Origin of the sequence: Calothrix sp. PCC 7507, from assembly GCF_000316575.1 — a bacterium.
GTDB lineage: Bacteria > Cyanobacteriota > Cyanobacteriia > Cyanobacteriales > Nostocaceae > Fortiea.
Genome location: NC_019682.1, coordinates 4,500,924 through 4,525,889, shown reverse-complemented (window position 1 = coordinate 4,525,889; position 24,966 = coordinate 4,500,924). Strand labels below are relative to the sequence as shown.

The window sequence follows — 24,966 nt, the reverse complement described above, 5'->3', positions numbered from 1 at the left end:
CTCGTGAAGATATTGTCCTTTCATCCACCCCGGTTACGTCAGTTTACCGAATTCGCGACAGTATCAGATTTTTCGTGGAGCAGTTTGTCAGAGATAATGCGATCGCCTAGGGTTCTGTACAAAGGATAAATTTGAGCGATCGCACTAATCGTGAGTTACGCAAATCCCATTGCTACGCCGCACCCTACTGTCGTGTCTAGGCTAAAAACTAACTTTAAGATCAAGAAAAACCTTATGAATATCAAAGAACGCATCTTACAAGAACTCGAACATTCTTCAGATATTCTCCTAGAAGAATTTCTAGACTTTATTCTCTTTACCAAACAGCGTCGCCAAACCCCAGCGGATTATAAACCGATATGGGAAGTCGCTGCCGATTTGACTCAGGATATTCCCCCCGAAATTTTAGAAACCTTGCCGACAGATGGTGCGGAACAACATGACCATTATTTGTATGGCACACCTAAACACTAATGGATGCTATTTTCGCTGATGCTTTTTATTGGATTGCCTTACTCAATCCTCAAGATAGTTGGTATGAAGTTGTCAGCCACTATCGACCATCTTTCAACTTAATTACTACAGATGTGGTTTTAGATGAAACCCTCAACTTTTTTTCACAAAAAGGAAACTTTATGCGGCTTAAAGCCGTTTCGCTATATGAAAGTATTCAAATTGATTCTCAAGTAGTGGTTATTTCAACAACACCTCTGATTCGTAATGCGGCAAAAGAACTCTATAAAAATCGACTCGATAAAGGTTATAGCATGACCGACTGTATCTCAATGGTCGTGATGAAACAAAATAATATTATTGAAATTCTTACGCACGATCACCACTTTACCCAAGAAGGTTTTAAAATTTTATTTTAATGCGATCGCCTAGGGTTTTGTACAATCTGCTAGAGAAACAGCGATCGCTAGATATGATTGTCTTGTGAGAGTAGAGTCAAAATATTCTGACGTGCGTACCCTTGTGAAAATCCTCTATCTTCTAACAAAGACAGAATCTTCTTCAGTTCTTGCTCAACTCGCTGCTGACTGCCTAATTTAGCCAATAATTGCTGATGGATAGGTTTGACTATCCGTTTAATTTGCTCTTGAGTGAGTTCTTCATTGTCTGGGTTGTCTGTTATTAAGCTATGAGTTATGAAAAGCTCAGAACCTTCTATAACTAGATTGTCAATTACTTTCTTAAAATCATTACAAGTATTTTCTACAAATTTGTTCGTAATATATTTTAGTGTTACAGGGTCTAAGGTATATTGAAATGGACGGTTTTCTTTACGAATATCAACAAGCGCATATCTTTCTGTTAAAGGGCGTAAAACTTTCAAAGTATCATTAAGAGTTGTATTAGTATCTGTTGCCAGTTGTTCCCATGTAGCTGAGTTGCGTCTGATAGCAATCCAGTAAATAGTATTTTTTTCTGCTTCTAGTTGTAGTATTTTGGTAAATTGGCAGTCTAAAAAGAATTTTAGTTCATCAATATAGATTGTACCTATTCTCAATAGTTCTGCGGTTTCACCGTCAAATTCTTCTTTAATTAACCCCGCAATTTTTTTTATTATCCACGGGTTACTGTAGTTTCTGCTCAGGTAGTCTAATTCGCTTTCTTTATAAGAAAGACCCTCTGTTTTGTTAAAAAACTCTCTCGTATCTTCAAAACTTAAACTTCTCAATTTTAAAAACTGGACACATTGTTCATCTGATATTTTAATATTTGCGGGTTTTTCTCTACTCAGTAATAATAAACAGCTTTTATGAGATTCTTTACCCACTCTTTCTAGAAAGGCGCTATAACCTTTATAGTCTTCGCTCTTATCATCTATTATTTCTTGCCAAGAATCTAGCACAATCAAGCACCTATTATAACGTAGATATGCCATGATTAATGAAATATCACATTCCTGTTTATGTCCTTCGGATAAGAAGAGCAATAAGTCTGTCAAAAATTGTTTGAATGGTGGTGGATAATCTAAGGCATACCAGATTATATAGTCGTACTTATCAGCAGCTTTTTCTACTACTTGGCGAGCTAAAGCACTTTTTCCGATTCCTTCTACACCGTAGATGATAACTAATTGGTAGCCTATTGGAATGAGGCTATTTTCAAGTTGTTGTAATTCTTGTGTGCGGCCATAGAAAGGAGAGAGATGAGGCGCTTTACTCAAATCTTTCCTCCCTTGTGCGACCTCTTTCCAATTCCAAGAAGGTTCCAATGCTTCGCATAAAGCTTTGAAAGCTGATTCTTCTATATTGTCCCCTTTCTGGAAACGTAAGCAAGTAGCTGATGAAACACCAGTAGCATAAATTCCATAGTTACCTAGCGCATCACGGTCAAATTTCGGATCTAAAATCTTGCTAGCTGCTATCAGCCATCTGTCATCTTTTTGAGTCCATCCCAGTTTTTTTCTGGCATTTTCAACTAATATTTTGCCTTGTTCTGAAAGTTTTAGAGTCGGCATCTTTTTGTATTAATTGTATGAATTACTTTTCCGAACAGAGATGCTCATTCGAGTTATAAAAAGAGAATAATCTATCATCATAAGGTAATTAATGAAATCCCGTACCATAGCAGTCCTGAATCATTCGTGAAATCCTCTCTTTCTCCTTCCTTTGTGTCCTTAGCACTTACCCTACGGGAAGCCGCTCCGCGTCTATGCAGTTCATTAAAAACAGCAATTTTCACGACTCATTTAGGATTGCTATATATATTATTCTGATTTGGTGGTTATTGTAGACGATTATACTCAATCTTATTTTTTGCTTCAGTAGAATATACGATGTGAACTAAAACCCCAAGGCTTGTATCTTCATTAAGTTCGCGGTCATTATTACGATCAAATTGTATTGGTTTTCCCGTAGAACCTTCTGGTGCAGAGAATTTATTATCTTTACTGGCCAAAACATTATACAAATCTTTGCGACTAAGATTAATACCCTGATTACTCAGTTGCTTGAACCCTTCAAACATTGCCTTAGCTGCGTCATACCCCATTGCAGTGCGCCAACTTATCCTAGATGTGCCCCAAATATTCAAGGAATTTTTTTCAAATTTTGAGCCTGAGCTTTCTACTTCTCGGTTTGTATTACTTCTCTGCCAAGGAACAGCAAGCACTAGTTTCTGTCCCACTAGTCTCTTACTAGATGATTTGTTCAACAACTCTAGGCTGTAAACACCATCTCCACCTAATATAAGCACGTCTGAGGAGGGAAAAGCTTCGTTTGCATGTTCCCTTGCTGTTTCAGCACTAAAAGCTAACAAGACTATATTTGCTCTATCATTGCCTATTGAATTTTGTGTACTTCCTTCTATTGAATTATCTACACAAGTAGCTAGGTTAAGTCCTTGTTTATTTGACAAATCACATGTGGTAAATACTTTGCCTATGCTTTTATTCTTAAGTTCTTCTTCAAATTCTTGACTTAAAGAATTACTATATGGAGTACGATCAATAACCGTTAAGGCTTTCCAGTAGTTTTGAGAACTATTTATTTTCTCAAGATGGTTCACCAAAATCTTAGCAGAAACGCCATCAGTTGGAGGTGTACGAAATACATAATCTGTGAAAATAAGACCATATTTATTTCTAGGAACCGTACTTCCAGGAGAAATCATAACTATTTGATTTGAGTAAATAACTGCTGCTCTCGAAGCATCTTGACTAGAATAATGACCAACAACCCCTAAGATAGGTAGAGATTTAACAAGCCGATCAGCTACATTTTCGGCTGTTAAATTTTGGTGACGATCATCAATAATTTGAACTTGCAATAACCGTCCCTTAATAGCGCCTTTACATTGCAATGGACTCTTAGTATCTTTGATTGCCTTCTCAATTGTGTCAATACCGCAGTTAAATTCGCTCTGAGCATGAGCAACTCCACGCAGAATGTCTTCACCAACACCACCACCTGTAATTGGTACACTAGTAGCAATTTTGATGGGATTGTCGGTACGAGCTGCGATCGCATTATTTAAATAAATTAATGCCTCTGGGTCATTCTGGTAAGACTGGAGGTATTTTCGGAAGTGCTTAATTGCATCATCATATTTTCCATACCTAAATGCGGCTGTGCCTTGATCCTTTTCACACTTTTTTTCTGTATTCTTTCCACAATTTTTTCCTGATATTAGAGATTGTTCTCCCCAACTGAAACCGTTATCAGTATCCCATTCGTACTTAGAGCAGTGGATAATAGTAGGCAAAAATGCGATGGCTAACCCCAGTAAAGCAAAGACTAGTAGTGGCAATACCCAATACCTCCTGCTCACTTTTCTAAAAAACGCAGATACTGCTAAACGCCGATTATCAATAAACCGCTTAAGTTTCTCAAAAAATGAAGGTTGTGGAGGCGGAGGCGGCACTACAGGCTCAGGGAAAAGAGTATCAATCTCTTGTTTTACCTCTTGAGCAGACTGATACCGTTGTTGTGGCTCTAATGACAACATCCTATTTAAAATGCGTTCAAGATCATGATTTACCGTGGCATATTCTGTCCAATTACGTATATCTTGGTTACGAAATAAACTTCGACTTCTAGCAGTAAGCAAATGTATACAGGTTGCAGCTAAAGAATATAGATCAGTTGTACGGTCTATCGCTCTACGAGCCGACTGTTCGGGTGAGGCGTAATCAAGTGTTAATGAGATAAATGTTGATTGTCCAACAGGTAAACCTGTCTGTACTACCTGCTTAACTGAACCAAAATCTATCAGACAAAATTTCCTGTCCTGACTTCGGCGCATAATATTAGAGGGTTTAATATCTCTGTGTATTGCTCCATTCTCATGAACATACTGTAGTACAGGCAGTATTTGTTTTAGAAATTCAATAATCTCATTTCCTGAAAATTGACCATGTTCTCGCAACCATTGCAAAAGATTTTGACCTTTAATATACTCCTGTACCAAGTAAAAAAACTTTTGCTGACCATTATTCAATGGTTCATGTACATCTATACTGAAAAATCTATGTGCTTTTGGGATTTGTGGATGATCAAAGTTGGCTAAAACTTCTGCCTCGCGCCTAAATAATCTTTCTATTTGTTCGAGTTGTTGAGGTGTCGGGGGTGAATTTTCAGAATGCTTATAGTCTAATTGCTTAATTACAAGCAATTCTTGAGGAGTATTAATATCTTTTGCTAAAAAAGTCCTTCCAAATCCTCCTCTTTGTTCATCTGGTACTAACAACCTGATTGGTAAGAAATACCTGTCTAAAATCAATGGCATTTGGCAGCAAGAGCAATATCTTTGCTGAACAGAGCCGGAGGTGGGAAATTGGATATAGTTTTGCGGATTTTGACAGCCTGGACGAGTGCAGTAAACCTCTTGAGGATTATTAATATTAACCATTTGCCTTCAGTCTGACTGTAGCTACACACTGGATAACAAAAAATTTGAAGCCGAAATATACTTCGTTAACAGATATTTACCTGCATCACGTATTAGGTTTAGCAAGTGTTAAATGTTTCCCTAGCCAATGGGTAATAATCCTACACTTGTGTTACTAAGTGTAAGCGTAAACAGAACACATAAAAATTAGCTGAAACCACACCTATTTCAGCCTTACTCAAACTCGATTCACCGATTAACTAGCGACTAATCGAGTTTCCAGCGATTTACACTTGCTTGCTCAACTCTGCTACTTAAGTAATCATTCTTATGGAAAATGGTGATTTTTGCAATACAGAGAAGTGCATAATTTTTACAACAGGTGATTTTAAATAAAATTGCCCAGAGTAAAATCCATAACTTCTCTTGACTTGTTAACTAAACTAGCGTTGATTTATTCCTCTCACTGAAAAGCTTGTCTATAAGTATTCCAGGCTACAAAATATCTAAGTTAAAAGCGCGATCGCTTAAGTAGAAATAAAGCTAACTAGTTTACCCCTACGGGGAAGCAAGCTACACGCAGTGTCTTCACTAGGAGAGAGTCGTCATTTGTCTTTTGTCATGAGTGGGGGTTTAAATAGACTCTACTGTGCAACTTTGCTTATAGGATAGACAAAATAAAATTCATTTTGTGTAGTGAATTTCAGCAGCATATTCAGTAATTCAGCACAAGATATTCAATATTTTCAGCTTTTGATTCAATTTGTTCAAGGTATAAAATTATTTTCACAATCTAAGTTAAGCTCACTACAAGGAGTATTTCCAACTGACCAATGAGCAATGAAAAAATCTCAGAACTGATCAGAGTAGCCAACACTCAAGTTTTCTCCAAAACAGGAAGAAAGTTGAATAATGTTCAAGAATGTATCCTTGAGCAAGTTCTGGAAGGTCAAAAGCTCAAAGATATTCGCGTCACTGGATATTCTGACGGTACTGTGCAGCGAGTCTTTTGCCCAAAACTTTGGGAGCTATTGTCAGATGCTACAGGTAAAAAAGCACGTATTAATACTGTTGAATTAGTATTAAATAATTTATTGAAGCACTCGAAGTTTGCCGAGCCAGAAATAGTTATCCCTCCAGATCCATCGTTAATTCCACCGCAGATATTTCCTAGACGGCTGCGTCACAATTTACCTGCGCCTAGTTGCACTAGCTTTATTGGTAGAGAAGAGGAAATTACTCGACTGTTGGAGTTGCTCTCACCCAGACATGCGGCCCATTTGGTAAGTGTGGATGGTATTGGGGGTGTGGGCAAAACAACGCTGGTAGTGGAAGCCGCCTACCGTTGTTTACAAGCCAGTTACAACAACGAAGCTTTTTTAGGTGTACCCACTTTTGATGTTGTAATTTTCACATCAGCTAAACGATACTACCTCGCGTCCTTTGGTTTGTTCCCAAGTTTGGCTCCACGGCGGACTCTGTGCGATATTTTTCGGCAGATTGCGCGGATGTTAGATGAATTAGACATAACTGGAGCAAGTTTTGAAGAGCAATTAGATTTAATTAAAGATGCCCTTTCTTGCCAACGTACCTTGCTAATTGTGGACAATCTGGAGACGGTTGAGAATCAGCAAGATGTTCTGGCATTTTTATATGAATTACCGCCGACAGTCAAAGCAGTAATTACCACCCGCGAACAAATTTTGTTTGTGCCGGTGCGTCTCACATCTATGCCGGAAGCTGATAGTCTTTGTTTAATTCAGCATGAAGCCAAAGAAAAAGGAGTCTCTTTAAATCTTCAAGATATGCAAGCACTTTACAAAGTGACAGGAGGTATCCCAGTAGCAATTAGTTATGCAATCGGACAGTTAGCCAATGGCTACTCAATTAAGGAAGTGTTGACAGGGGTGTCTCAATCTACGGGGGATGTTGCCCGTTTTTGCTTTGAGAGTTCTGTGAAACTTCTCCAAGGACAAACTGCACATCAGTTACTTATGGCACTGGCTTTGTTTCCCATGCCTGCTTTACAGGATGCGCTGGTGCATGTTGCAGTACAGGACATCAGCCTCAACATCATAAATCAGGATTTGGCTCGATTGCGAGGATTATCTTTAGTTAAACAAGAAAATCATCGCTATAGTATGCTGCCATTAACTCGTGAATATGCCCTGGCTGAGTTGAATGCTCACCCTGATTTTGAGAGCGCAGCACGAGAAAGATGGATTAGTTGGTACTTAAGTTTTTCACAGCAATATGCTGGACAGGATGCGAAAGAATGGCAAGGACAGTTTGATGGTTTAGAAGCAGAGTGGCAAAATCTGCAAGCTGTGATTGAGTGGTGTATGGTTGCAGGGCGATATACTGAGATGTTGCAATTGTGGCAAAATACAGAAGCATACACCCACATTATGGGTAGAAGAGAAAGCCACTTGCGTTATTGGGACGATCGCCTCACTTGGAGTGCATGGCTAATTCAAGCAGCAGAACAGCGCCAAGACTGGTTAGTTGCGGCTAAGATGATGATTGATCGGGCTTGGACTCTCACCACGATGAGGAAGCACAAGCAGTTAGAAGAAGCAGACGAGTTGTTTGCACGGGCTTGGGAACTGCGTCACCATCAAGAACCTTTATGTCAATTAAACTTGGCAAGAAATATTGCGGTTTTACGCATTCAACAGCAGAGGTTTGACGAAGCGCAGACATGGTTGATGCAGTCAATGGAGTTACTAGAACAGACAGAATTACCAGAACAGCAACGACTGCGGACGTTGACGCAAATTCGTTATTACCAAGGTGAAATTCTCTTCAAACGTGGAGAGTATGAGGAGGCGAAAGTTCTTTTTCTAGAAGCTTTGGAATATGCACAGAAAATAAATTGGCAACGTGCCATTTCCTGTACACAAAATTGGTTAGCGGATATTGCCATCAAACAAGGAGGATTAGATGAGGCTCAAAGACTGTTATCAGAAGGATTACGCGTAGCGGAAATCAATGGAGACAAAACGCGCCTGGCATTTTGTCAACGCTCATTATCTAGTTTAGCCAGGGCGCAAGGGAATTTACCTGAGGCTCATAGTTGGGCGATCGCTGCATTAGATAATTTTGAAAGACTGGGAATGCTTCCAGAAGCAGAAGAAACACAAATTCTACTGCAAACATTAGACACAGCACTATAAAGCAATAGGGTTTCAAAGCCTCTCTCCCTGCGGGGGAGAGGTTTGGAGAGGGGTTATTTAGATCCATCGAACTTACGTTAAGTTAAATTCAATAAGCAAACACAGATATTGCTTTATCAAACTCCGGTTTGCTTTCTCAAAATGCCTTTTTGCTTTCTCATTTCAGTAGATTTAGCAAGCAAAAGCAGATATTGCTTTCTCAAAATGCCTTATTGCTTTCTCATTTCAGTAGATTTAGCAAGCAAAAGCAGATATTGTTTTCTCAAAATGCCTTATTGCTTTCTCATTTCAGTAGATTCAGCAAGCAAAAACAGATATTGCTTTCTCAAACTGCGATTTACTTTCTCATTTGAGTAATTTCCGCAATCATCAGAAGTTATGAAAATTAGTATACTTCAGATCCCCGACTTCTTTGAGAAGTCGGGGATCTTGTTGCTCATTACTCAACTTTGACTATCAAATTGATATTTAATTATCAGCCTTACTTTGAGTTTGTTGCGAACCAAACCGAGAGTTAATTCGTAAAGATTCCCCATCTCTGGAAACACCAAATGTCAGAGGTTGGGGATTTTGACGTAAACGAATTGCACCCTCTTCTACTAAAGTTGATGGAGGATATTTTTTCATTAACGCTTTGATAGCATTAATTCTGTCAACGAAAGATGGATGAGTACTATCATCTGCATCAACATAAGGTAAACGTGACATCAGATTGAACACTCGCAATAAACCTTCTGGATTGTAGCCAGCCTTAACCATGTAGAAATAACCTTGAGCATCAGCTTCAAACTCTTGCTGGCGAATAAGTTGTTTAGCCGCACTTTCAAATTTTGCTTGCTTTTCAGCAGTGATTTTTTGTTTGATTAGCTCAAGTTTATCGGTATCTGGCTCTCCTTGGCAATTGAGAATACGATATTGAGAACTAGCTTGATTTTGGCACAACGATTTTCTCCGGCTTTTAAGATTTTTATCAGCATTGAATTTTTTAGTTTCTACCGAGATTAAACCTTGAACTTCTGTATCTACTTCTGTTTCTAGCTGTTTGATTAACTTAGCGACAAAAGCAGTTCGCCAATAATGATGGCGTAGTGTATGATGAGCTATTTCATGAGCAAGAATTCCAGCAAGTGCATCTGGATCACCATCTACTTGGTCTAACAAACCGTTGAAAATTGTAATTTGATTAACACCTTGAGCAAAGGCGTTAGTATCAAATTCATTCTCTACTTTCGCTAGCCACGGATGGTCATCAAGTCCATTAGCACGAATCAGTTTTTCTGCAATAGGATAAATCGGCTTTTCTTCTTCAATTGCTGTCTCATCTAACTTAGATGAGTTTTGAGTGACACTTGGTGATGGAGGTGCGCTATGCACAAGACTTGGATATAACAGCAAGCAAACTGAGCCTGCTGCAATAAAAGTTTTGACAAGAATCTTTTGGGTGATTTGAGATAACATCATCGTCAGTTCTTATTTAGTATGGTAAAAAAAATGTGGATGTTTGAGTTTTGAGAATAGGGAAGGATAAAAACTTATTTCCCTATTCTTAGCTAGCAGAATCGACTCATACTAATTCAACTTATGTGTTGCTTGAGATTGAATTAGTATGAGGATTATGCATTTTCTAAATTTGAAAACAGAACAAAACAACATCTTGAGGTGTATCGCATAAAGCAGATTTATCAACTTCAATTGGTTCAATTTCTAAAGTATCATGTGTTATTCCATAACCTGTGCCACAGTCATTTGGTGCTGTTAATCCACAAGTTAATGGTTCACCTAAGTCACTAGCATCGGTACTAATCGAACTTTCATCTTTGTTAATTTCTGGAGTTTGAGCGAAAGTAGGATTCAAGCAACCAAAATTAGTGAAGATGCTGACAGCAGCTATCAATGATGCTGTTGTAAATCGCTGTAAAAATAATGTTGTGTGTGTCATAAGATATTCCTCCCTGAAGTACATAGAATGAATTAAGTGAAAAATTCGCAAGCAGATTTGCTGCATGATGAAATCTGCAACATTTGCTGGAATGCAATCGATATTTAGATACGGGGAAACTTGAGAGGTGCTTATCGGTAAAGGATTTCGCAACAAGCAGCAATAGAATTACCCATTGCACCTATCCCAAAATTTTGCTCGAATAGTGTTTGGGTACGTGCAAAAGTCCATAGCCATTCCTGGCGTTCTGCTTCTCCTTTTAACCCAAACTCGGAAACATGCTGGAGATGAGTGCTAAAGAGTTTTTGTCCATCGGTTGCAAACTTATGATTGTTAGCGATATGGACATGCAAAACTGCATCAATTTCTTGGTTGGGAACCATTTTCACATGGGGGTATTTTTGGATGAGATAAAGAAATAACTGATATCGCCAAATAGCGATCGCTGCTTGCGTTGAACTCAATTTTTCTCCCTCATCAGAGTTGATTAACCTTTGAAATATAGCTTGCCAATCAATCACTTCCATCTGATCAAGAAAAGCTGTTTCTACAATTTTCTGACCAGAATGCACAGGTAGCGTATTAGAGAATATCAACTTTCGACTCCCAAAAATTAGTAACTTAGTTTTGCCTAACCAAACCTAAAGCCTGTGATTGCTAATAGATTAGACAAGTCCCACTTTTAATTCATGATTTGACAATAAACTTACTGTGCGGGACTTGCTTTTTGACTAATCGCTAAACTCTTTCAACCCGAGTACTTAATCCGTTCAGGATAAACTCGGAAGGAATCAAAGAAATAAGTCGCTTCTGTGGTTAATTCATATTCTGTTACAGCACCATGAATGTATATGCGTCCTTTAACCACAAATGCTCGATATTGCCCCAAGTTTCCGTCATTATGTTGCACGAGCAACTCTAATCCAGGATATCCATCAACTACCAGATTGGTACTTCTAACTACTCTGCCTTTGCTAGCAATGCTTTCTCGCATTGTGCTTTGCAGCAACTGCCGAATTCCTATATCAGATAAGTAGAAAACTTCGGGAGGAGCATCTCTGTGGATATTGATGTATGTCGTCTGGCTGCGGGCGCTCCATGATGACAATGTGTCATGTGTATTAATTTTTAGCACCCCTGGCATCCAAAGTTTAAAATCGCGCTGCGGTCCCCAATAAGTATCATTGAGAGCAATCTGAGTAGACTGCTTTGTTTTTAATTGCGATTCTAAATTAGCCTGAGAAACTTGTTTATTAATCAGCGCTGCGGCTGGGTTCTGCATCCCCGCAGCAAATACGATTGATATAATGGTAATAGCTTTTAGAAATTCCACAACCTGTCTCCTTTTGCTTGTGAAACAAGCTTAGAACGGATATTTAAAACCGTATAGTCTCAGTTAAGATACTAGAAAAGTTCAGTAAAAGTTCAGTAAAAACTCAGCAAGTCATACCATTTCTATTTCGTGATGATATAGATACGGATGTACTGCACTGGAATGTTGACAGCGATCGCCTTTACAACTTGTTTAGCATGTACACTTTATACCGCATGAAAAAAGCCTGCATTTGCAGGCTTTAGTCTGATAAGCTTTTCAACTATTAAATTCAACGCTGAACGGTGTTTGCTGACTGGTTAAATAACAAATCCCGTGACTTTTCCGGATCAAGAGGTTGAGTTTTTAGCGCTTCTGCTTTCTCATAGGCGCGAATTGTGGCGGGACGGGCTTTGATTGTCTCAAACCAGCGCTTGAGGTTGGGAAAATCATCTAAGTTTTGGCTTTGTCGTTCGTAGGGTACTATCCAGGGATAAGTAGCTATATCTGCAATGGAATAATCGCCAGCGACAAATTCTCGCTCTGCTAGTTGCTTATTTAGCACTGCATATAAGCGTCCTGTTTCTTTGACGTAACGGTTAATGGCATACTCAATCTTTTCCGGTGCATAGGCGTTGAAGTGGTGGTTTTGTCCCGCCATTGGCCCTAAACCCGCCATTTGCCAGAATAACCATTCTAGGACTTGAACACGACCCCGGATATCTTGGGGAATCAATTTTCCGGTTTTTTCTGCTAAATATAATAAGATAGCCCCAGACTCAAAAACGGTAATTGGTTCACCACCATTTACTGGTTCATTGTCAATAATTGCGGGAATGCGATTGTTGGGTGAAATCTTCAGAAACTCTGGCTTAAATTGATCGCCAGCGCCAATATTGACAGGAATAATTGTGTAGGGAAGTCCTACTTCTTCCAAGAAAATTGTGATTTTATGACCGTTTGGGGTTGTCCAATAGTAAAGTTCAATCATGATGTTTTCTGGGGTAATCTTTGTTATTTACTTAACTGCAGACGATGTTCTGCGGGGCGGGCAAGTACGGTATAGGCGGCGAGGGAGGCGATCGCAAATATTGCCATTAAACTAGACATAGCGATCGCTGTTTTCCCGTCATAGAGAAAAGCCACTAGCCCACTCGCCACAGCACCGCCCAGCATTTGCAGAAATCCCACTACTGCGGCGGCAACACCTGCACTCTCTGGGACTGGCTGGATTGCACCGTGCATGGCGTTTGGGGAAATGATGCCGCGACAGAAGGTATTAAGTATCAGCAATGGCATTAATGTACTGACTTGGGCGATACCACTCACCGAGACAATCACCAAAGCGACAGCAGAAATCGTAGCCGTCACCAACCCCACAATCAGCAACCGTGAAGGCAGTACACCACGCAAACTTAAGCGACCGTTGAGGAATGAGCCTACCATGATACCAAAGGCGGTTGATGCAAATAACCACCCGTAGGTTGTAGTTGAGACACCAAAGACTTGCAGCATCACCAGTGGTGAACCGGCGACGTAGGCAAACATACAGCCAAAATTCAGGGCGTTGACGAGGGCGTAGCCCAGACAAATCGGGTTGCTGAGAATCCGTGTATAATTTTTGAATAGTCGATGGGGCTGGAGTGCTGTCAAATCTGGGTGAGCCAACGACTCACTGAGTCCAAAAGCCACAGTTAGCAGCAGCAAAAACCCTGCTAACGCCAATACTCCATAAATTGCCCGCCAATTAGCCAACACCAGCACCCAACCGCCGATTGTGGGTGCAATCATCGGCGCTACGCTCATCACGAGGTTGACGTAAGAAAGCTGTGCCCGTGCGGCTGCACCGTCAAACAAATCGCGGACAGTCGCCAGCGTCAACACCATCCCAGCACCTGCACCCGCACCCTGAACTAAACGCCAAGCAATCAGTGTATTGATTGATGGTGCTACAGCACAGGCTGCACCGGCTAGGGCAAAAAGTCCGCAGCCGATAAGTAAAATTGGTTTGCGTCCGTATCGATCTGAGAGTGGGCCAAATATCAATTGGGCGATCGCAAAACCAGCCATGAATAAACTCAGTGTGAGTCCTACACTCCCCGATGAAGCATTCAAAGAGGCACTGATGGTAGGGAATGCTGGTAGTCCCATATCAATTGATAAGGGTGGCAATGCAGCCAGCATACCCAGGAAGATTGTGAAGCCTAGAGACTTTGGTCGAATTCGCATTTTTGCCGGAAATCTCATGACGATGGGGATTTTGCGATCACCGCCGACACTCGATGGTGAGCTTGTAAAATAGGAGTAGGATACTTGGCTACAAGTAAAGTTGCTAATTCCTGATCAAATACTTCTACTTTCTCTGGCGACAGACTAGCAGCTACACCAGCACTAGCACGAATTCGTCCCCGCCAATCTTCATGGCTATAAGGTACAAAAACATCATAAGAGAAAGTCTGGATTTCTCGAAATCCTACCTCAGCAATATCTCGCAACCACTGGGGATGTAAACCAGTACCGCCGCCCATTTTCCAGGCGGGATTATGAGCTTCTATTAATTGTTCTGTAGCTTCCACTACATTACCTTTTAAGGGTATCCAATCAAAATGAGCGAGCGCCACGTAGCCATTAGCCTTGAGAATCCGGGTAACTTCTTGGGCAGCACGGGGGCGATCAAACCAATGCCAGCACTGCCCAGCGGTGACAATATCTACCGTTGCATTTGCTAAACCAGTATTTTCCGCCGTTCCCACTCGATAATCTATCTGAAGTTGAGCAGATTCGCTTAACTGTTTTGCCTGTGCTAAAAGTGGTGCTGATGGATCAATACCAATGACATTAGCACCCCTGGCGGCAAAACCCCTTGCAAGGGTTCCTGTACCTGTGCCCAGATCAACAATATTTTGCCCAGGTAAACCGATACCATATTCAGACAGTTTGTCAAAAAATGAACTGGGAAAGCCTGCGCGGTGTTTTGCGTAATCACCTGCAGTTAAACCAAAATCAATTTTCATCAGCTTAAACCTAGAAATTTTCTACCCAAGGACGTAATTCAACTTCCCATGTCCAAGCACTGCGGGGTTGCTGGAGGATGTTGAGATAAGTTTGAGCGATCGCATCTGGATCTAAAGTACTATCAGGTTTATCAGCTGGGTCTTGGCGGATTGTTGAACGGATACCGCCATCAATCACAAAATGTGCCACATGAATATTCTTGGGTGCGAGTTCCCTAGCAATACTTTGAGCTAAACCACGCAGCGCAAACTTACCCATTGCAAAAGGTGCAGACAGGGGATAACCTTTGACACTAGCTGAAGCACCAGTAAAAAAGATTGCACCTCCCCCCAGTGCTAACAACCTTTTTGCAGCAGCTTGAGCAACGAGAAAACCACCATAAGCGGTGATTTCTAGAGTTTTCGCCACTTCCCCAGGATCTAGTGCCACTAAAGGCCCCCGCACTCGGAAACTAGGATTGTAAATCACAACATTTGGGGCACTTAGTTTATTTTCGACATCTATAAATAACTGCTCTACCTGATCTGGTTTTGAAGCATCAGCGGCGAAGCTAACTGCTCCAATTTCACTGCTAAGTTGTGTGAGTTTCTCAATTTGACGGGCGGCTAAAGCCACAGAAAATCCTTGTTTGGCAAACAGACGCGCTAAGGAGGCGCTGAGTCCATTACCTGCACCGACTATTAAAGCTGTTGTTGACATATGATTTTCCTTTCATGTTTGGAACTCGACAGTTCATGCTCGGAACTCGACAGTTTATGCTCGGAACACGGAGGTTGAGCCTTAGAAGTTAAAACGTCAAGTTTGACTCTTGACTCTTGCGAACTTATAGCGAATCCCTTCAAGCGTAAGGTACACCCGTAGACGGCACTGCCCATTGGTGTCAACTTAACGTGAAACTCATATCCCGCCTCAGAATGAATTCTGAGTCTAATAACAAAAGTCATCTGAAGATGACTAAAAATTCTCAGTTTACTTTAGTAAACTTTGGCTATTAGCCTTGGAATTCATTCCAAGGCGGGTATGTAAGCTTTGCAATAAGCCATCTGTGGCTTAAATTGACACCAATGGGCACTGTTCCCTACACCTTGCGATATAATGTTGTACCTCATCTGAATGGGAAGCGCTATATTTAGGGATTAACAGAAGATAGTTGAGAATTGCGCTTGGTGGGATTTTGACCAATACGCAGTACTAGGAATGCGGCTATGAGGCAAAGAATACCAGATAGAATAAATGCCTGAAAGTAGCTACCCTGCCAAGTTCTCAGCGCTCCTGCACCAAAGGCGGCTGTGGCTGCACCGAGTTGATGTCCTGCAACTATCCAACCAAACATGACGCCGACGTTTTCTTTACCGAAGACGTTGGCGACGAGGCGCACTGTGGGCGGTACGGTAGCAATCCAGTCGAGTCCGTAGAAGACTGCAAACACGGAGAGTCCGTAGAATGAGAGATGGAAACTGAAGGGTAGGAAAATTAAAGATAAACCCCGCAGTCCGTAGTACCAAAACAGTAAGTAGCGATTATTCCAGCGGTCGGAGAGCCAGCCGGAGAGAGTTGTGCCCACGAAATCAAATATTCCCATGACTGCTAACAGGCTAGCAGCTTGGACTTCAGGAATACCGTGGTCAATACAGGCGGGGATTAAATGAGTACCAATTAACCCATTCGTGCTAGCGCCGCAGATAAAAAAGCTACCAAATAATAACCAAAAGTCACGAGTTCTCATCCCTTGCCATAGTGCATTGAGGGTGGAGGTGAAGGAGTTGACTTTGGACGGTGATACTGCCACTATTTCGCTGTTGTCACCAAAGGCTCGCAAACCAACTTCTTCTGGACGATCGCGCATGAAAAAGGCGATCGCTGGAATAATGAGAAGTGCTACACCAGCTAGAGTTAGGGCAGAGGTTCGCCATCCAAACCGTTCCACTACTGACGCCAACAGTGGCAGAAATACTAGTTGGCCGGTAGCTGTACTGGCAGTTAAAACGCCAAGAACCAAACCCCGGCTTTCAGAAAACCAGCGATTAACAACTATCGCACCTAAAACTAAAGCGATAACTCCGCTCCCGCAACCAACTACAACGCCCCAAAGCAAAACTAGCTGCCAAGATGCTGACATCAAAGTAGTTGCGCCAACACCCATAGCCAAGAGCATCAGAGCAAACACCATCGTCCGGCGAATGCCAATTCGCTCCATGATTGTGGCAGCAAAGGGCCCAATCAGTCCGTAAAGTACCAAGTTAATGGAGATGGCTAAAGAGATAGTCGCTCTACTCCAGCCAAACTCCTGTTCTAAAGGCACAATCAAAACTCCGGGAGCAGAGCGAATCCCGGCTCCAACCAACAACGCTAAGAATGTTAAACCCGCGACGAGCCAGCCATAGTGCAGTGAACGACGCGCTAGAAAGGAGGCTAAGGACATGATGGGGAGATGGGGAGATGGGAAGATGGGAAGATGGGGAACAGTCATCAGTCTGTTCACTGATAACTGATAACTGTTAACTGTTCACTGATACGGATTACCGATTCTGTCTACAGAGACGTTGGAGGAGAATGGTAAGCGGCCAGGATTTAAGCGTGGTTCGGCTGCATAGCCTACGGGTACTAAAACTGCGATCGCTAAATCTGGATTATCTGAGGCACCAATAACTTCCTTGACTTTATCCTCAACCCAACCATTCATAAAGCAAGTGGATAAACCCAAACTTTCTGCTGCTAAAACTAAATGTGTCGCCGCAATGATTGCATCCTTAATGGCATATTCCCGTCGTTTGTCTCCTAAAGTAGCTTGAAATTGCGGGACAGCATTTTTAAAGTAGTTGACAGTGCCCTCATTCCATGCTCCAGTTTCCAGTCCTTTTTCGAGAATCGGCGTTAAATCTTTTTCGCCGGCGGTGGGATCAGCAGCAAACACAAATGTCACGGGTGCTTGGACAATCTGCTGTTGATTCCAAGACGCAGCTGATAACGCTGCCTTTTGTGCTTCATCTTGGACTAGAATAATTTGCCACGCCTGGACATTAAAACTGCTGGGTGCTGCTACGGTTAATTCTACGAGTTGCTTCAGCAGTTCTGGGGCTATGGGGTCTGTTGTAAAAGTTTTGATTGAACGACGCTTAATGATGGCGCTGGGTACATCTAGTGCTTGAGTTTGGATAATCGGACTCATGAGATTCTCCTGATTGTTAGATGGATTAGACTGAAAACGCTTTTATAGTCTCATTAAATGCGCTTTTAGTGTAATAAGGTAGATTGACAGTATCTGTAGTAGGGTGGGCAGTGCCCACCACAACCTCGTTCCGGCAGTGTCTGTAGTAGTCTGTCAATAAATAATTGATGGATAAATTCCTGTAGAGACGGCGATTTATCGCGTCTTTCTAACATAGCTGGTGGGCACTGCCTAGGGTGTTGACTCTGAGGGTTTTCAGCCCAAAATGCATCAGACAAAATAATAGTCGTAGTTAACGTTCTCACCAGGGCACGGCAGTGCCGATGCCTCTACGGTAAACACAAAAATTGCATGATAATTTTTAGCTAATTTCGTACAAAGTCAACAGCCCAGGCAGTGCCCACCCTACTAAAAGTATCAGATAAGAATGATTAGGCGTTGGCTACTTGCTCACTAGCCGCAGACCAAAATGGATAGTCTGTATATCCCTGTTCATCGCCACCGTAAAAGGTTGCTTGATCTGGTGGATTTAGTGGTGCATTGAGAGCCAAGCGTCTGGGTAAATCTGGATTGGAGATAAATAGAGTCCCAAAAGCAACTAAATCTGCTGCTTTGTTTGCTAATACAGCATCACCTTTCTCGCGGGTATAACCACCGTTGACGATCAGTGTACCTGTATAGCGATCGCGTATATGACTTGTTGGTACAATTGTCCCGCCATGTCTGATATCTGCGTCTACAGCTTCAAAGATATGCAAATATGCCAAATTAAATCGGTTCAATGCCTGCGCTGCATAACCAAAGGTTTCTAAAGGATTGGAGTCACGGATATCGTTAAACGTCCCACTAGGAGAAAGACGTACCCCTACTCTGTCAGTATCCCACACGCTTGTAACCGCCTCAGTCACCTCTAACAGCAGTCGGACACGATTCTCGACTGTACCCCCATACTCATCTGTGCGCTGATTAGTCCCATCACGGAGGAATTGGTCAAGTAAATAACCATTAGCTGAATGAATTTCCACCCCATCAAACCCGGCGGCTAGGGCGTTGGCTGCTCCTTGGCGATACTGTTCGACAATCCCCGGAATCTCTGAGATTTCTAAAGCACGAGGAGTCACATAGGGTTTGGGCCCTGCAAATGTTGAGGCGTTACCATGAGGAGCGATCGCCGAAGGTGCAACAGGTAACTCCCCATTGGGTTGCAAGTCAGGGTGAGAAATCCTCCCTACATGCCATAGTTGCAGAAAGATCCTTCCTCCCTCTTGATGTACTGCATCTGTGACTAACTTCCACCCCTCTACTTGTTCTGGGGAATGAATTCCTGGTGTAAAGGGATACCCTTGTCCCTGCGGTGAAACCTGTGTTGCTTCCGCAATAATCAATCCAGCAGAAGCACGCTGGGCGTAATAGGTAGCATTTAGTTGGTGTGGTACGTTGCCCTTACCTGCTCTGTTTCGCGTTAAAGGAGCCATCACAATCCGGTTGGGCAATTCTAGTTTACCCAATCGGTAGGGAGAAAATAAGTTGATATCAGTAGTCATGGTTTAAAAGTGGGTAATTGGGAATAAACAAGTGGATGTTACGACACTAACTTTGGCCGTTACGACACTAACTTTGGTCGTTACGACACTAACTTTGGCCGTTACGACACTAACTTTGGATGTTATGACACTAACTTTGGATGTTACGACACTAACTTTGGTCGTTACGACACTAACTTTGGCCGTTACAAATGACAAATGACAAATCACCTAAACAATTGAGCGAATTACGCCGCCATCCACCCGCACGGCTGCGCCATTAGTTGCGGAAGCGAGAGGACTAGAGAGGTAAACTACAAGCGCTGCTACTTCTTCGTTAGTTGCGAAGCGTTTAATTAGGGAACTGGGACGCACATTCTGGAAAAATTCGGCTTCAACTTCAGCAGGACTAATATTGCGCTGATTTGCGAGGTTGGTGATAAAGTCTTCAACACCTTCTGAGCGGGTTGGCCCTGGTAGGACAGAGTTGACTGTGACTGCAGTCCCGACGGTAATTTCTGCTAAACCTCTAGCTATAGCTAACTGAGCCGTTTTCGTCGTGCCATAATGAATCATTTCTACGGGGATTTGAATCGCAGATTCACTGGAGATAAAAATTATCCTTCCCCAGTTTTGCTCTAACAATTTTGGCAGATATTGCCGACTTAAGCGGACTCCACTGAGGACGTTAACCTCAAATATCTTCAGCCAGTCCTCATCGGTGATATCAACAAAGGCTTTTGGCTCGTAAATACCCAGGTTATTCACCAGAATATCGACATGAGGCACTTGCCGAAAGATTTGCTCTACTCCTGCTTTGGTGGCTGCATCCGCAACTACGCCAGTCACTTTAGCTTCTGGAGTACTTTGCTTAATTTTAGCGATCGCCTGTGTCACTCGTTCCTCTGAACGACCATTGACAATCACTGATGCACCTTCTTGTGCTAAGTTTTGAGCGATCGCCAAACCAATACCTGCGGTTGAACCACTCACTAGCGCAGATTTACCCTGTAATTTCAAGTCCATATAGCGTTCTCTATTCCTTACTAGTCAAAACTAGCTAACTGAACTTTCTCAATCCACTATCCAACTGAATAAATACTCACATAGTTAGGGCAAGCAAGAAGCCTGCCCTTTGCCATTACCTAAATCAAATATGCTGTGATAAAGTCTTAGCTAACGTGGTTTTTGGCACTGCACCCACAACTGTATCAACTTGCCTACCCCCCTTAAACACCATAAGTGTGGGAATGCTGCGAATTCCATAATGGTTAGCAACTGTGGGATTTTGATCTGTGTTCAGTTTCACCACTTTAAAAAGTCCTTCGTATTCGCCAGCAACTTCATCTACAACCGGTGCTACCATCCGACAAGGGCCGCACCAAGGTGCCCAAAAGTCTACTAATACGGGAAGTTGGCTTTCCAGGACTTCTTGTTTAAATGTGGCTTCTGTGACATTTGTAATGGATGACATAAAATTGTCCTCCTAATCTAATTCGTTAGTTCGATATTATCGAATAATTAAAATATACGTTATTTTATGAGATAATGCAAGTATGAGATTTCTGTATCACCCAGACCGAAAAGATATTTCGTTACCAGGCGTGCTGTATGCGTTGGGCGATCCGGTGCGGCTAGAGATTGTGCGGTTATTGGCGACGAAAGGAGAGCAGTGCTGTGCTGACTTTGACTTTGCGATCGCCAAATCCACCATGTCCAATCACTTCAAGATTTTACGGGAATCAGGGGTGGTATTAAGCCGGAAAGAAGGAACACAGCACATCAATAAATTGCGCTTTGAGGATTTAGATATGCTGTTTCCAGGGCTGCTAGATGCGGTGTTGCAATCTGCTAAACCCTTGGGTGTTTGTCCGTCTGTCGTAATAGGCAATAGGCAAATAGGCAAATAGGGAATAGGGAATGGGAGACGGGAGACGGGAGGGAAATAACTCCTGACCCTTGACTCCTGACTCCTGATAAATGACGATATTTTGAATTTCCTACTGCGGATCAACAATTGAACCCATAAACAAAACGCTACCTGTTGTGCGATCGCGAATGGCACAAAAGAAAGGACGATCAACAATCATCCGGAATGGTTCTGGTTTTTCTCTTAACGATGTTGCGACTATTCCCACAGATGTAGATGCGGCGGCTTCTGTACCTTCTTCGTTCACTTCGACAAAAGTCTTATGCTTCACCTGGCTAATGGCCAGATTCTTACCCATACCCGAAAAATCAGCTTTGCTACTAAAAGCCTCTTCCATCCCTAAAGCTTTTAGTGCATCATTGAGTGTCACTTCATAGTCAGTTTTAAACTTGGGTAAGCGAATAAACCCTTCTCTTTTTTTGAACTGAGTCATCCATTTTTCCCAGTTTTCAGAATTCAAGTTTTGTTGCAAAGCTTTGAGGTTAGAATTCGGTTTTGGGAGAAAGATATAAAAGCTGATTTTCCCATCTTTACCATAGGGTAAACTAACTGCCTGAAATTGTTCAGTTTCTTGGTATTGATATTCACCGTTTTGTGGCATCATCTGGTGTTGTTTTTGCTTGCCAGATGTCAGATAAAAAGGGTAGGCAGTAGTTTTACTTTTATCAAATGCGTTGCTCCATTGCCCTTTGAAATATATAGCATTAATCAAAAACAGCACTTGTTCTGGTTCTACTGCACCGACTATCTTGTTAATTTTTCCGTTGGTATTTTCTTTGACCCAATTATTAATAATATTAGGCGCTTCTGCATTTTGAAAGTTTAAAGTTGTCACCTTAGCTTGATAAAAATCCTGAGCTTTTTGGAGAAAGTCTGACCGGAAGCTAGCATCTTTATCTGCCCAAAGTGAGTTAGCGATAGTTAGTTGCACCTTGGCTTCAGGATTTTCTAAGAGGTTTTTTAATCTTTTGTAACCAGAGTTGATCGCCTGCAAATCCATACCTTGTAATTCCAGGGTTTTCGCCATCACCTGTTGAGTGGAACCACTAGCACCGTTATAGGTCATAGCCAGAGCGATCGCTACACTTGAAGGGGAGATAAAAACGTTTTTTTCGCTACTGTTATTTTTCAGAACTTCTGAAAATAGTTTGAAGCCAAATTTGTTGTTGGCTTCAACAATTTTGGTATCAGAGATAGCTGTTTTTTTTTGCAAAGTAGACTCGGTTTCAGGCAGACGAGATTGGGCAAGCGCACTTGTACTACTATTGACCTGAGAACAGCCTAATACACTCAATAGCACAACGCTGGCTGCTGCCAAAGCATAACGTCTTCCCAAACGAACACCGTAGCGTCTTTGCAAGAAATTCTCTCTCTCACCACTCAATTTCTGCCGATTCATTCTGCCACCTCGCTCGCCATAGATTGTTTAGCTGTTGGTTAAGATTGACGCTAATGGTGTGTCAAAAGTTAACTATGGCATTTACAGCAACATAAAAACCCAGCGGTTACAGTTTTTGTAACGGTAAGTAAGTCCCAGGAATTAAACAGAACTTATAAACGCTGAAAACTAGTAATTATTAATTGACGAAACAACTCATATACCTGATTCTTAGGGGATTTTAGGGTTTTATGTAAATGTGTTTAAAACTACATATCGACCAAGAAACTGCTTTTTACTTAGTTTATGGTGATAACTAAATCTAATGATTTTGCGAGCCATTTTGTGCTTAACTTTGCATTTATGAGAGGAATTAAGCAAAGCCGAAAATTAGGGAATTGGGGAATTGGGAATGGAGGAATGATCCTTGACTCCCGATTCCTAACTCCTGACAAAATTCAATTCCCAGCCACTGTCCACCAAGCTAGACTATAGGGTTGAGTGACTTCATTGACCTGTTGACGATACTGGACACGGATTTTGTAATTCCCTGCAGCAGGAATAGGGCAAAAAATATGTTCTACATTATCAATGTCGCTAATTGAGGAACAAACAGTACCCTGATCCGAATTTGTAGCATCAGCTTTTACTAGATAAAGGTCAAGGTTATTCAAGCCGCGATCGCTAAAATTTTCTCCCACATCAAACAGCTGATTTTTATTGTTATCATTGAGTTCTATCAGCCGATCCCAAGTTAGGGTAATAGCAACAAAACTCCCCTGCTTTAGGGGTTTGGCTAACACATATTCTACAGATTTCAGTGCGTCCACTGTACGATAATCCCAACCAATAGGGGGTACAGGTGCAGATGGCTGCCATTCACCAGCATTAAATTGCTGATAAGCTCGAAATGCATTTAAATGGCCTGCTCCCATTTGGGAATCTAAAGGAATTTTAGGGTCTTTGTAAGCATCCGAACTCAACCAATCTTGGTTTTGTTTATCAATTAATGTCTTGGTCATTCCCAATCGCAAGCCATCACCACTATCTTGGATCTTATCTGCTGAATTCAACAATACAGCTTTCATCACTTGATGACGCCGAGAATCAATACTCCAATTAGCTTGTTTAGTCCGCAGTTTTGTATCACCCAATTCTTGCAATAAAGCAACAGTAGCTGTGACGTGGGGTGTAGCAAAACTCGTACCTGTAGCCTTATTGAGTTTGCCATCAGGATTGAGCAAAGGAATGTTACTACCAGGCGCAACTATACCTATTGTGCGGCGTCCACCAGTATTAAATTCTCTGCCAGCTAGCCTACCGCTCACGCCCTCATTAGCACCTGCGAGGTTAGAAACGTCAACTTTATTAAAAACCCCCCCTCGGCGGGATGAAAAAGCCACGTTGACTCCATTAAAATTATCTGTGGGGATGGGAATTCCACCCTTACCTTGATTCCCTGCGATCGCATAAACAACATTATGAATGCGAGTAGACCAGTCAATACATAGTGTTAGCAAAGCATTACCATCTAAAACAGCCTCCGGACGCGGATCACGGCTCAAGGGTTCACCAAAACTGAAGTTAATAGCACGAATATCACCACTGTTTTGCAACGCCACATGCTGTGCTGATAAACACTCTTCCGGCTGACCCATATTTTTAGTAGAGCCTACAGCAGAAGAATACAGTCGTGCATTTGGAGCAACTCCTGGTAAGGCTTTGTCTTTACTAACCATCACACCAGCAACATTGTATGCATGAGGATCAACACCACTATTAGATTTGGCTGGACCATTGCGTAAAAACACGGCCGCTAAAGAGATAGCGCGATTTTTAGACACCGCTTTATCCCAGCCAAACATTCCTGGACGCCCAATTTCTACCTGACCAATAGCAATCTTGCGACCGCTCAAATTATAAGGAGCTTGGTGTAGCCTCAGAGCATCAATACCATTAGTTCCCAAAGACGTTTGTAAAGCTGCAGCCACTACAGGCGCACTCAAGCAGGAAGCACTCAATCCCCAAATTATCCAGGTTAGTTTTTTGTTCATTGTCATTGGTCAGTTGTCATTTGTCATTTGTCAGGAGTCAAGAGTCAGGAGTCAGAAGTTATTTCCCTCCCATCTCCCATCTCCCAATCCCCAATCCCCAATCCCCAATCCCCAAAAACATTTATGAGCGATG

The 24,966-nt window shown here is 41.9% G+C and carries 21 protein-coding genes; 4 read left to right on the top strand and 17 right to left on the bottom strand.

All coding sequences use genetic code 11. The features are described from left to right. Positions 1-234: 234 nt before the first annotated feature. Positions 235-474: a hypothetical protein gene (locus CAL7507_RS19345; RefSeq protein ID WP_015130181.1), complete on the top strand. Its 240-nt coding sequence runs from the start codon at positions 235-237 to the stop codon at positions 472-474. Further along, on the top strand, positions 474-872 hold the full coding sequence (locus CAL7507_RS19340; protein ID WP_015130180.1) for a type II toxin-antitoxin system VapC family toxin: 399 nt from the start codon (positions 474-476) through the stop codon (positions 870-872). Before CAL7507_RS19345 ends, CAL7507_RS19340 begins: the two co-directional genes overlap by 1 nt. Before the next feature lie 47 nt (positions 873-919). On the opposite strand, the gene CAL7507_RS19335 is transcribed toward CAL7507_RS19340, so the two are convergent. Both CAL7507_RS19335 and CAL7507_RS30185 read right to left on the bottom strand, forming a co-directional pair. After that, entirely contained in the window at positions 920-2,467 is a 1,548-nt protein-coding gene (locus tag CAL7507_RS19335) for an NACHT domain-containing protein (RefSeq protein WP_015130179.1), read from the bottom strand. A 266-nt stretch (positions 2,468-2,733) separates the two neighbouring features. Then, positions 2,734-5,358: a protein kinase gene (locus CAL7507_RS30185; protein ID WP_015130178.1), complete on the bottom strand. Its 2,625-nt coding sequence runs from the start codon at positions 5,356-5,358 to the stop codon at positions 2,734-2,736. A gap of 812 nt (positions 5,359-6,170) precedes the next feature. Between CAL7507_RS30185 and CAL7507_RS19325 the strand changes: the two genes are divergently transcribed. Next, on the top strand, positions 6,171-8,513 hold the full coding sequence (locus tag CAL7507_RS19325) for a tetratricopeptide repeat protein (protein WP_015130177.1): 2,343 nt from the start codon (positions 6,171-6,173) through the stop codon (positions 8,511-8,513). A gap of 468 nt (positions 8,514-8,981) precedes the next feature. On the opposite strand, the gene CAL7507_RS19320 is transcribed toward CAL7507_RS19325, so the two are convergent. From CAL7507_RS19320 to trxA, 13 genes are all read right to left on the bottom strand, one after another. Then, entirely contained in the window at positions 8,982-9,974 is a 993-nt protein-coding gene (locus tag CAL7507_RS19320) for a M48 family metallopeptidase (RefSeq protein ID WP_015130176.1), read from the bottom strand. 163 nt (positions 9,975-10,137) lie between these two features. Further along, positions 10,138-10,452, bottom strand: a complete 315-nt coding sequence (locus CAL7507_RS19315) for a hypothetical protein (protein ID WP_015130175.1) — start codon at positions 10,450-10,452, stop codon at positions 10,138-10,140. A gap of 131 nt (positions 10,453-10,583) precedes the next feature. Further along, complete coding sequence (locus tag CAL7507_RS19310; protein WP_144051232.1) at positions 10,584-11,048, bottom strand: hypothetical protein; 465 nt, start codon at positions 11,046-11,048, stop codon at positions 10,584-10,586. Between the two features lie 152 nt (positions 11,049-11,200). Beyond that, positions 11,201-11,785 carry a hypothetical protein gene (locus tag CAL7507_RS19305; RefSeq protein WP_015130173.1) on the bottom strand — a complete coding sequence of 195 codons (585 nt, stop codon included), beginning with the start codon at positions 11,783-11,785 and terminating at the stop codon, positions 11,201-11,203. A gap of 271 nt (positions 11,786-12,056) precedes the next feature. Continuing rightward, positions 12,057-12,755: a glutathione binding-like protein gene (locus CAL7507_RS19300; RefSeq protein ID WP_015130172.1), complete on the bottom strand. Its 699-nt coding sequence runs from the start codon at positions 12,753-12,755 to the stop codon at positions 12,057-12,059. Between the two features lie 23 nt (positions 12,756-12,778). Beyond that, complete coding sequence (locus CAL7507_RS19295; RefSeq protein ID WP_042342299.1) at positions 12,779-13,993, bottom strand: multidrug effflux MFS transporter; 1,215 nt, start codon at positions 13,991-13,993, stop codon at positions 12,779-12,781. Positions 13,994-14,007: 14 nt separating this feature from the next. Then, a complete protein-coding gene (locus CAL7507_RS19290) occupies positions 14,008-14,778 on the bottom strand; it encodes a class I SAM-dependent methyltransferase (protein ID WP_015130170.1) in 771 nt (256 codons plus the stop codon). Between the two features lie 10 nt (positions 14,779-14,788). Then, positions 14,789-15,478 (bottom strand): SDR family NAD(P)-dependent oxidoreductase, encoded by a 690-nt coding sequence (locus CAL7507_RS19285; RefSeq protein ID WP_015130169.1) that lies wholly within the window; start codon positions 15,476-15,478, stop codon positions 14,789-14,791. Between the two features lie 430 nt (positions 15,479-15,908). Continuing rightward, entirely contained in the window at positions 15,909-17,249 is a 1,341-nt protein-coding gene (locus CAL7507_RS19280; RefSeq protein ID WP_015130168.1) for an MFS transporter, read from the bottom strand. A gap of 36 nt (positions 17,250-17,285) precedes the next feature. Further along, positions 17,286-17,948 (bottom strand): nitroreductase family protein, encoded by a 663-nt coding sequence (locus CAL7507_RS19275; protein WP_015130167.1) that lies wholly within the window; start codon positions 17,946-17,948, stop codon positions 17,286-17,288. 431 nt (positions 17,949-18,379) lie between these two features. Then, the gene (locus tag CAL7507_RS19270; protein WP_015130166.1) at positions 18,380-19,492 is read right to left on the bottom strand and encodes an alkene reductase; all 1,113 of its coding nucleotides are present in this window, start codon (positions 19,490-19,492) and stop codon (positions 18,380-18,382) included. A 210-nt stretch (positions 19,493-19,702) separates the two neighbouring features. Continuing rightward, positions 19,703-20,497: an SDR family NAD(P)-dependent oxidoreductase gene (locus CAL7507_RS19265; RefSeq protein ID WP_015130165.1), complete on the bottom strand. Its 795-nt coding sequence runs from the start codon at positions 20,495-20,497 to the stop codon at positions 19,703-19,705. Positions 20,498-20,621: 124 nt separating this feature from the next. Further along, positions 20,622-20,945 (bottom strand): thioredoxin, encoded by a 324-nt coding sequence (trxA, locus tag CAL7507_RS19260; protein ID WP_015130164.1) that lies wholly within the window; start codon positions 20,943-20,945, stop codon positions 20,622-20,624. An 82-nt stretch (positions 20,946-21,027) separates the two neighbouring features. Here trxA and CAL7507_RS19255 point away from each other — a divergent pair, with 82 nt between their 5' ends. Beyond that, positions 21,028-21,381, top strand: a complete 354-nt coding sequence (locus CAL7507_RS19255) for a helix-turn-helix transcriptional regulator (RefSeq protein WP_015130163.1) — start codon at positions 21,028-21,030, stop codon at positions 21,379-21,381. Between the two features lie 90 nt (positions 21,382-21,471). On the opposite strand, the gene CAL7507_RS19250 is transcribed toward CAL7507_RS19255, so the two are convergent. Both CAL7507_RS19250 and CAL7507_RS19245 read right to left on the bottom strand, forming a co-directional pair. Beyond that, on the bottom strand, positions 21,472-22,800 hold the full coding sequence (locus CAL7507_RS19250; protein ID WP_015130162.1) for a serpin family protein: 1,329 nt from the start codon (positions 22,798-22,800) through the stop codon (positions 21,472-21,474). A 437-nt stretch (positions 22,801-23,237) separates the two neighbouring features. Beyond that, positions 23,238-24,833 (bottom strand): S8 family serine peptidase, encoded by a 1,596-nt coding sequence (locus tag CAL7507_RS19245; protein WP_042341410.1) that lies wholly within the window; start codon positions 24,831-24,833, stop codon positions 23,238-23,240. Positions 24,834-24,966: the final 133 nt, after the last annotated feature.

What these genes read in the sequence shown, in the direction of transcription:
- CAL7507_RS19345 (WP_015130181.1), top strand. Translation starts at nt 235, where the DNA reads ATGAATATCAAAGAACGCATCTTACAAGAACTCGAACATTCTTCAGAT.
- CAL7507_RS19340 (WP_015130180.1), top strand. Translation starts at nt 474, where the DNA reads ATGGATGCTATTTTCGCTGATGCTTTTTATTGGATTGCCTTACTCAAT.
- CAL7507_RS19335 (WP_015130179.1), bottom strand. Translation starts at nt 2,467, where the DNA reads ATGCCGACTCTAAAACTTTCAGAACAAGGCAAAATATTAGTTGAAAAT.
- CAL7507_RS30185 (WP_015130178.1), bottom strand. Translation starts at nt 5,358, where the DNA reads ATGGTTAATATTAATAATCCTCAAGAGGTTTACTGCACTCGTCCAGGC.
- CAL7507_RS19325 (WP_015130177.1), top strand. Translation starts at nt 6,171, where the DNA reads ATGAGCAATGAAAAAATCTCAGAACTGATCAGAGTAGCCAACACTCAA.
- CAL7507_RS19320 (WP_015130176.1), bottom strand. Translation starts at nt 9,974, where the DNA reads ATGATGTTATCTCAAATCACCCAAAAGATTCTTGTCAAAACTTTTATT.
- CAL7507_RS19315 (WP_015130175.1), bottom strand. Translation starts at nt 10,452, where the DNA reads ATGACACACACAACATTATTTTTACAGCGATTTACAACAGCATCATTG.
- CAL7507_RS19300 (WP_015130172.1), bottom strand. Translation starts at nt 12,755, where the DNA reads ATGATTGAACTTTACTATTGGACAACCCCAAACGGTCATAAAATCACA.
- CAL7507_RS19295 (WP_042342299.1), bottom strand. Translation starts at nt 13,993, where the DNA reads ATGCGAATTCGACCAAAGTCTCTAGGCTTCACAATCTTCCTGGGTATG.
- CAL7507_RS19290 (WP_015130170.1), bottom strand. Translation starts at nt 14,778, where the DNA reads ATGAAAATTGATTTTGGTTTAACTGCAGGTGATTACGCAAAACACCGC.
- CAL7507_RS19285 (WP_015130169.1), bottom strand. Translation starts at nt 15,478, where the DNA reads ATGTCAACAACAGCTTTAATAGTCGGTGCAGGTAATGGACTCAGCGCC.
- CAL7507_RS19280 (WP_015130168.1), bottom strand. Translation starts at nt 17,249, where the DNA reads ATGACTGTTCCCCATCTTCCCATCTTCCCATCTCCCCATCTCCCCATC.
- CAL7507_RS19275 (WP_015130167.1), bottom strand. Translation starts at nt 17,948, where the DNA reads ATGAGTCCGATTATCCAAACTCAAGCACTAGATGTACCCAGCGCCATC.
- CAL7507_RS19270 (WP_015130166.1), bottom strand. Translation starts at nt 19,492, where the DNA reads ATGACTACTGATATCAACTTATTTTCTCCCTACCGATTGGGTAAACTA.
- CAL7507_RS19265 (WP_015130165.1), bottom strand. Translation starts at nt 20,497, where the DNA reads ATGGACTTGAAATTACAGGGTAAATCTGCGCTAGTGAGTGGTTCAACC.
- trxA (WP_015130164.1), bottom strand. Translation starts at nt 20,945, where the DNA reads ATGTCATCCATTACAAATGTCACAGAAGCCACATTTAAACAAGAAGTC.
- CAL7507_RS19255 (WP_015130163.1), top strand. Translation starts at nt 21,028, where the DNA reads ATGAGATTTCTGTATCACCCAGACCGAAAAGATATTTCGTTACCAGGC.
- CAL7507_RS19250 (WP_015130162.1), bottom strand. Translation starts at nt 22,800, where the DNA reads ATGAATCGGCAGAAATTGAGTGGTGAGAGAGAGAATTTCTTGCAAAGA.
- CAL7507_RS19245 (WP_042341410.1), bottom strand. Translation starts at nt 24,833, where the DNA reads ATGAACAAAAAACTAACCTGGATAATTTGGGGATTGAGTGCTTCCTGC.